At 66.7% G+C, this 6,000-nt stretch carries 7 protein-coding genes; 3 read left to right on the forward strand and 4 right to left on the reverse strand.

Annotation, left to right across the window (positions count from 1 at the left end; genetic code table 11):
• Nucleotides 1-107: 107 nt before the first annotated feature.
• Nucleotides 108-974 (forward strand): hypothetical protein, encoded by an 867-nt coding sequence (locus E1281_RS16390; protein WP_131879047.1) that lies wholly within the window; start codon nucleotides 108-110, stop codon nucleotides 972-974.
• Nucleotides 975-1,240: 266 nt separating this feature from the next.
• On the opposite strand, the gene E1281_RS16395 is transcribed toward E1281_RS16390, so the two are convergent.
• From E1281_RS16395 to E1281_RS16410, 4 genes are all read right to left on the reverse strand, one after another.
• Nucleotides 1,241-1,540, reverse strand: a complete 300-nt coding sequence (locus E1281_RS16395) for a hypothetical protein (RefSeq protein WP_131879049.1) — start codon at nucleotides 1,538-1,540, stop codon at nucleotides 1,241-1,243.
• A 686-nt stretch (nucleotides 1,541-2,226) separates the two neighbouring features.
• Nucleotides 2,227-2,859: a hypothetical protein gene (locus E1281_RS16400; protein ID WP_131879051.1), complete on the reverse strand. Its 633-nt coding sequence runs from the start codon at nucleotides 2,857-2,859 to the stop codon at nucleotides 2,227-2,229.
• Between the two features lie 578 nt (nucleotides 2,860-3,437).
• A complete protein-coding gene (locus E1281_RS16405; protein ID WP_131879053.1) occupies nucleotides 3,438-3,635 on the reverse strand; it encodes a DUF397 domain-containing protein in 198 nt (65 codons plus the stop codon).
• Complete coding sequence (locus E1281_RS16410; protein WP_131879055.1) at nucleotides 3,632-4,444, reverse strand: helix-turn-helix transcriptional regulator; 813 nt, start codon at nucleotides 4,442-4,444, stop codon at nucleotides 3,632-3,634. Before E1281_RS16410 ends, E1281_RS16405 begins: the two co-directional genes overlap by 4 nt.
• Nucleotides 4,445-4,706: 262 nt before the next feature.
• Here E1281_RS16410 and E1281_RS16415 point away from each other — a divergent pair, with 262 nt between their 5' ends.
• Together E1281_RS16415 and E1281_RS16420 are read left to right on the forward strand one after the other, a co-directional pair.
• Complete coding sequence (locus tag E1281_RS16415) at nucleotides 4,707-5,090, forward strand: ATP-binding protein (RefSeq protein ID WP_131879057.1); 384 nt, start codon at nucleotides 4,707-4,709, stop codon at nucleotides 5,088-5,090.
• Between the two features lie 403 nt (nucleotides 5,091-5,493).
• Nucleotides 5,494-5,691, forward strand: coding sequence for a BldC family transcriptional regulator (locus E1281_RS16420; RefSeq protein ID WP_131879059.1), 198 nt, complete (start codon nucleotides 5,494-5,496; stop codon nucleotides 5,689-5,691).
• Nucleotides 5,692-6,000: the final 309 nt, after the last annotated feature.

Here is a 6,000-nt window from a genome sequence, read left to right on the forward strand (position 1 = left end):
CACGGACCCGCTCCACCCCCGAGGCAACCCGCGAACCGTTCCTTTATCTGGAATGTCGTTTCAGTTAGCATGCGCAGCGTCACCCGGTCACCGACACTGGAGAGCCCATGCTCAGCAGCCCCCGGTACGCCGTCCTCGGATGCCACGACCTCCCCGGCGCCGCCGCGTTCCTGTCCGTCCTCGGCTACACCGAGCAGGGCCGCGACGTTCTGGACGCGGACACCGCCGGCGCCCTGTACGGGCTCACGGGCCCGGCCGAGGAAGTCCTCTTCGTGCCCGAAGGCACCGACACCGGCGGACTGCTCCTGGTCACCGCTCCCGAGGGCAGCACCGCCATCGCCTCCGGCGGCTACGCCGTCGACGTCTACACCCGCGACATCGAGGCCAGCGCCGCCGCACTCGCCGCGGCCGGCGGCACGCCGTCCGAGATCGCGCGCTGGGAACTCGGCGGGCGGCCGTTCGCCGAGTGCGGTGTGATCGGCCCCGGCGGCATCCGCGTCGTCCTCGTCGAGGGCAGCTCCCGCCGGGCGAGCATCCTGGACGGCGACGAGACGCGCCGCCACTCGGAACTGCAGGCCGCCGTCCACCTCGCCTACGGCTGCGACGCCGCCTTCTGGACGAGGCTCGGCCTCGAATCCCTCTGCTCGCAGCGGCTCGTGAACCCGGCGGTAGCCGCGCTGATCGGCCTCGACGACCTGGACGCCGAGATCGTCCTGGACCTCTTCTGGGACGGCCGGGGCGCCCGCGTCGAACTGATCAGCTTCCCCAGCCTCGACCTCCCCAAGGGCGAGGACGCCTTCAGGTCCGGCATGCACGCGGGCGTGTTCCCCGTCGCCGACCTGAACGCCGCCCACACGCTCCTGGCCAGCGCGGGCGCCGAGACCGGCCCCATCACCGCGAGCCCCCTACGCGGCGGCCAAGCCTTCACGGCGAGTTCCCCCGACGGCGTGGACCTGGAGTTCTGGACCGCCTGACCCCCTCGTTGACTTGCGGCGTGTTGTTGTTATGGGAGGCCGGATAACAACAACACGCCGCAAGTGAATCGGTGCTCTGACGGGGCGGTATCCCAGAGATCGGGTGCCGCCCCGCTGGCGTGCGGAGATGTGGGTTGACCTGGGGAGATGTGCGGGCGACGGCAGGGACCTGTAGTGATCTTGTCTCACTGGTGGCCGCTGTCGGTGGCTGGTGCTCGCTGGTTGCGGGCCATGTGCGGGCCATGGCCCGCTGGTGTTGGGGCTGGTCAGTTGTTTAGGGCGCGGTCTACGGCGTTGTTGGCGCGGCTGCGGGCCAAGCGGTCTTCCAAGGGGTTGGCGCTGCCCCAATCGGTGAGGGCGATGAGGACTGTGCCGCACTGGTCGGCGTCGCATCGGGGGTGCCGTGCGGCGGTGTCGAAGGTGCGGACGGGACGGTCTAGGGATCGTCCCGCTTGGCGTCCGGCGGCGCGTAGGCGGTCGCGCTCATCGTGGGAGTGGTAGGTGGCGCGGGTCTGCCCGGATCGGCGTAGCTCGTCGGCGATGACGGCGGGCAAGTCCTGGCTCATGGGTTCCCCTTCTCACGCTGCCGTTTCCAGCATGGCGCGGTCGGGGCCGAGTGCCAAGCGGGCCGGGATGGGGAGCGGGCCGGCGGCCGCCGTGGCGTGAGGCGGGAAGGGGCGCGCGGTGGTGGCGGCTGCCGGTCAGCGGAACGGGCGGGCTCTGGCCTGGGGCGCGCGGTTTCAAGCGTGGCGGGCGGCCACCTTGGGCGGACGGATGCGGCCTTGTCCGGGGCGGCGGGCTGCTAGCCTCGCGCGGCTCCGGGCTGCCTCCCGGCTGCCCGACATCAGGCCGGGGGCGGCCCGCCGGAGGGGTCCCCGGTCAAGGACGCATCCGGCCGTCCGCGCGCACGCTCGACCACGGTGACGTACGGGCCGATTTGGCGGGGCGGCGGCTTAGCGCGCTGGCCGGGTCGCCCACGCTCTTATGGGCGCTGGCCGCGTAGCGGCTCGTTGCAAGGGGATGGGTGGTGGGGTTGGTTGGGAACCGAAGAACCTGAACCTCGCGCGCCTGCCGGGGCGTTGAGCGACGCTGTTAATCGCATAGAAGCTGCCTTTTGAATAGCGATCTTGGTTCGGTCGGGGTGGAGAACAGTGCGCGGCGGGGACCAGGCCCCCGCCGCGCCAGTTGAGGATCCGGGGTGCTACCAGAGCACTCCGAACGTTGATCGTTGAGCTCGGCCGGTTGGCCTCGCTTAGATCTCGACGAGGACGCCCTTGAGGCGCCTCTCGTAGAGGACGTGCTCTGACTGCGGCCGCCGGGGCTTCATGCTGAATGACACCAAGGAGTCCGGCTTGGGCTTCCCGAACTTGTAGAAGCCGGAGTCCTCCCGGGGGAATCGGTCGGCGAACAGCTTCACGATCTCCTCCTCGGTGTGACGCCCGTTCCGCAGGTACCACGCCTCAGCGGAGAGCCGAAGGAGCTCGGCGAGACTGAAGTGGCACATCGGGGCGGAGGAGCAAAGCGCTTCGAACTCCCCGGCTCGCAGTTGCGGGAGGTCCCGCATCAGCCGGGTCCGCTCCCGCCTTGAGAGCTCCGTGAGCGGTTTGCCTGCGAGTCCATCGTTACTGATGTAAGCGCTGGCGCGGCGGAGACTCTCAAGTGACACGAGGTCTTTGAGTGACTCCAGGTTGAGGAGGTGGCCCGCGGTCAGCAGGTACACCCGCGTGTCCTGTTCTTCCTTGACGATGAGGAGCAGGTGGGTCGTCTCTTCACGCTGAGCGTCCCGGATGACCGGCAGGAGGGGGCTGTGCGCCAACTCCAGGCTGGCGATCATGTCGTCCATGAGGGTGGCGACGATCCCGACCTTCTTACGCCTTGCGGTCATGGTTGTGTTCTCCTTCTGGTTTGTCGGATCAGGTGTTGGGCTGCGTGAGCCTGCAGGCGCCCGCGTCGGGAACCTTTGTGGGTGACCGTCCGGCGGCCGCCGGAAAGATCAAGGGGGCCTGGTGCACGATGGCGAGCAGCCGGGCGGCCCGCGCTCGCGTGTGGGGCGGACGCTGAGCTGGGTAAAAGCACGGCTGCCGGTCGCGGAACCCTCGACCATGCTGGCCGATGGGTGCAGGCAAGGCTGGATACTCGCGGCGGCGGGCAGGGCGGTGGGACGCTGTCAAGGCGTCGGCGGGCCGAGCCAAGTGGGGTAGGGGCCCCGCTTGGTCTCGTGCCCGCCCGGACGTCCAATGACGACGATCCCACCCGAACCTGGTCCGTCCGATCGGGCATCACCCGAGCTACTTCCGAACCGGCGTGCATCGGCTCACCATGCGCGAAGGCGCGCGGCGACGGGCCGCGCGCCTTGACCTAAGTAGGGAAAATCCTCACACAGCAAGGCCCATCACGGGGGCGGTCACTGCTCCAACATGAGACCCCGACCTGCCGACGTGAGCCGGGTCCTATTGGTGGGAGTCAGGCTATGGGGGTGTCCAGGCTTCCGGCTTTAACGTCGCGGACTAGCGCCCGGAATGACTCAGGGGACAGGGCGAGTGCGGGCCCGGCGGGGTCCTTGCTGTCGCGGACTCCGACCCTTCCGGGGAGGTTCGCGAGTTCGACGCATGCACCGTTGTCCGTGTTGCTCCGGCTCGACTTGCGCCACTTGACAGTCATGAGTACTTCTCCAGTGCTTCCATGAGTAGGGTCCGGGAGGGGCCCAACGGAGCGGCTAGCTCGCCTATTCGGTCGTACCGTAGCGCGTACCGCTGCACGTCCGGCGGGCTGATGATGAGGCGTCCCTCGTCGGGATCGTCGGTGTACGCCACGTCGTGAGCGTCCACGGTCAGGAGTTCGAAGGCTCCGCTGAGCCCTGGGTGCGCGTTTGCGTCCGGCGGAACGAGTCGGATGCTCACGTGCGGGACGTCCGCGAGGTGGGCGAGGTGCTCGACCTGTTCCCGCATGACGGTCTTGTCTCCGATGGGGTGCGCGAGACATGCCCAGTTGATCAATGCGGAGATGTGCGGGGTTTCGTCACGCTCAAACACGGCTCTCTGTCTGTCCATCCTGCGCTGTAGTCGTTCCTCCAGGTCTCCGGATAGTCCTGCTGCCAGCACGGCCCGCGCGTACGCCTCGGTTTGAAGCAGTCCCGGAACAAGGACGACTTCCCACAGTCGCAGCCGCGTTGCGCGCCGCTCCCAGTCCGCGAGTCCGACTAGCCAGTCTCCATCTTGCGCCGCGCTTGCGAACCCGACAAGTCGGGTGAACAGCAGGTTCGTACCCCAAGCATCGTCAATCACTTCAGCGATCTTGGCGGGCAGGTGAATCTTCCCAGACTCGTACCGCGAAACAACCGAACGGGTTCGGTCTATCAGGTTCGCGAGGCGAGACTCTGACCACCCCCGCTGCTCACGGTGGAATCGCAGTTGAACCGCTATGAAGTGCCAGATTGAGCGGTCGGGATCTAGATCAGGTCGTGCGGCCACGGCTCAATCTCCCTGTTACGTCTAGTTCGCGAACGTAGCGAACGTACCTCGTTGAGGCGCATCCTTGTGGCGGACGCCACAAGGATCTGTCCGGTGAGGTGATATCCGGCATGGGCCAGCACACGATGAACGCGCGAGCGTCGGGGGTACCGGCCGGTGCGACGTATCGGGTACCGCCTGGGCTCCGGCTGACGGCGTCTCCCGGCTGGGTGAGACGTTCGGCCGGGCTCGACTCGGAGTGTGCGGTGGAGGTGAGTCTCTGATGATCGTGCTCGGTCCTATAGCCGCTTCGGCCAAGACAGCGCGGGATCACGTCGCGAAGATAGCGGCCGATTGGCCGATCGACTCGGATGACCTTCGCATGGTCACGTCTGAGTTGACCAGCAATGCCATCAAGCATGTGGGCCGCGACGAAATCGTCGTGGACGCCTACGTGGATGAGGACGAGGTCGAGGGCCTGTATGTGGTGGAGGTGTGGGACGCCAGCAAAGAAGCTCCCATGGCGATGTTCCCCTCGAACCAGTCGATTTCCGGTCGCGGGCTGTGGCTGGTTCAGAACCTGGCTGATGACTGGGGATACGAGATCAGCGACGAGGACGAAGGCGGCAAGGTCGTTTACGCCGCGTGGGCGGTCAAGCTCAAATGAGTCCCGATGATGCCCAAGCCGTTGATACCTGGTTCCAGGTGGCTGTAGTACGCGTGTACGGTCCATGGCTGGCCTGCGAGGCGAAGGTCTCGTCTGCTGAGCGCCGTCGGGCGACCGGCCTGGTCGGGCAGGCTCGGACGGTCCTGGCCGCTCGCAACGTGCCCTGTCCCGCGATCAGTCCGCCATCTCCTGCCGGGGCATTCGGGGGCCTCGGTTCGCCCTCCTCGTTAAAGACCCTCCGGGCGGCACGGACTTCCTCCCGGTGTCGCCCGGAGTTCCAATCTCCCCCGTGAAGAAGGAAGGTGGTAGATGGTCTGAACCCTCCTGTCTATTGGATGTGAAGCGACAGGGACCTCGGTCGCCTTGGCCGGGGTCCTTCCTCCTGCTAGGAAGACCCCCGAGCATGGCATTTGATGACGAAGTAGAGCGTCTCTTAACCCCTGGAGAAGTGGCGACCCTGTTCCGCGTGGACCCGAAGACTGTGACCAGGTGGGCCAAGGATGGGAGGCTCCGCTGCCTCTGGACGCTTGGCGGGCACCGCCGTTACCGGGAGCGGGAGGTGTTGGCGCTGATCAACGGCACCATGCGGGAGAGGCGCTAGCAAACCGCATAGGAGGATCCCGGAGATCGGATACACCCCCGGCCTTGGTCGGGGGTGATTCTTGTGCGGACGCGAGCAAACCGGAGATCGGAGCCGGGTTCGGTTAACCGCGCCCCGAGGGTGCCTTTATCAGTCGCGTTGGCATGGGCGCAATAGTATTGGCCGTTTCCGGCCACGGATCGGGTGTTGGACGCTGCAACGATCTCCCTTGTCAAGGGGGGCATAATAAGCGTGCGTGGTTATTTCCTCAAGGGTTTCGAGCAGATTGGTGGTGCGGGTCCTGTCTCTTATACAAATCTCCGAGCCACC

The organism is Actinomadura sp. KC345, assembly GCF_004348515.1.
In the GTDB taxonomy this organism is placed as follows: Bacteria; Actinomycetota; Actinomycetes; order Streptosporangiales; family Streptosporangiaceae; genus Spirillospora.

Coding starts and splice junctions, on each gene's coding strand:
- E1281_RS16415 (WP_131879057.1), top strand. CDS start 4,707: ATGATCGTGCTCGGTCCTATAGCCGCTTCGGCCAAGACAGCGCGGGAT.
- E1281_RS16395 (WP_131879049.1), bottom strand. CDS start 1,540: ATGAGCCAGGACTTGCCCGCCGTCATCGCCGACGAGCTACGCCGATCC.
- E1281_RS16390 (WP_131879047.1), top strand. CDS start 108: ATGCTCAGCAGCCCCCGGTACGCCGTCCTCGGATGCCACGACCTCCCC.
- E1281_RS16420 (WP_131879059.1), top strand. CDS start 5,494: ATGGCATTTGATGACGAAGTAGAGCGTCTCTTAACCCCTGGAGAAGTG.
- E1281_RS16400 (WP_131879051.1), bottom strand. CDS start 2,859: ATGACCGCAAGGCGTAAGAAGGTCGGGATCGTCGCCACCCTCATGGAC.
- E1281_RS16405 (WP_131879053.1), bottom strand. CDS start 3,635: ATGACTGTCAAGTGGCGCAAGTCGAGCCGGAGCAACACGGACAACGGT.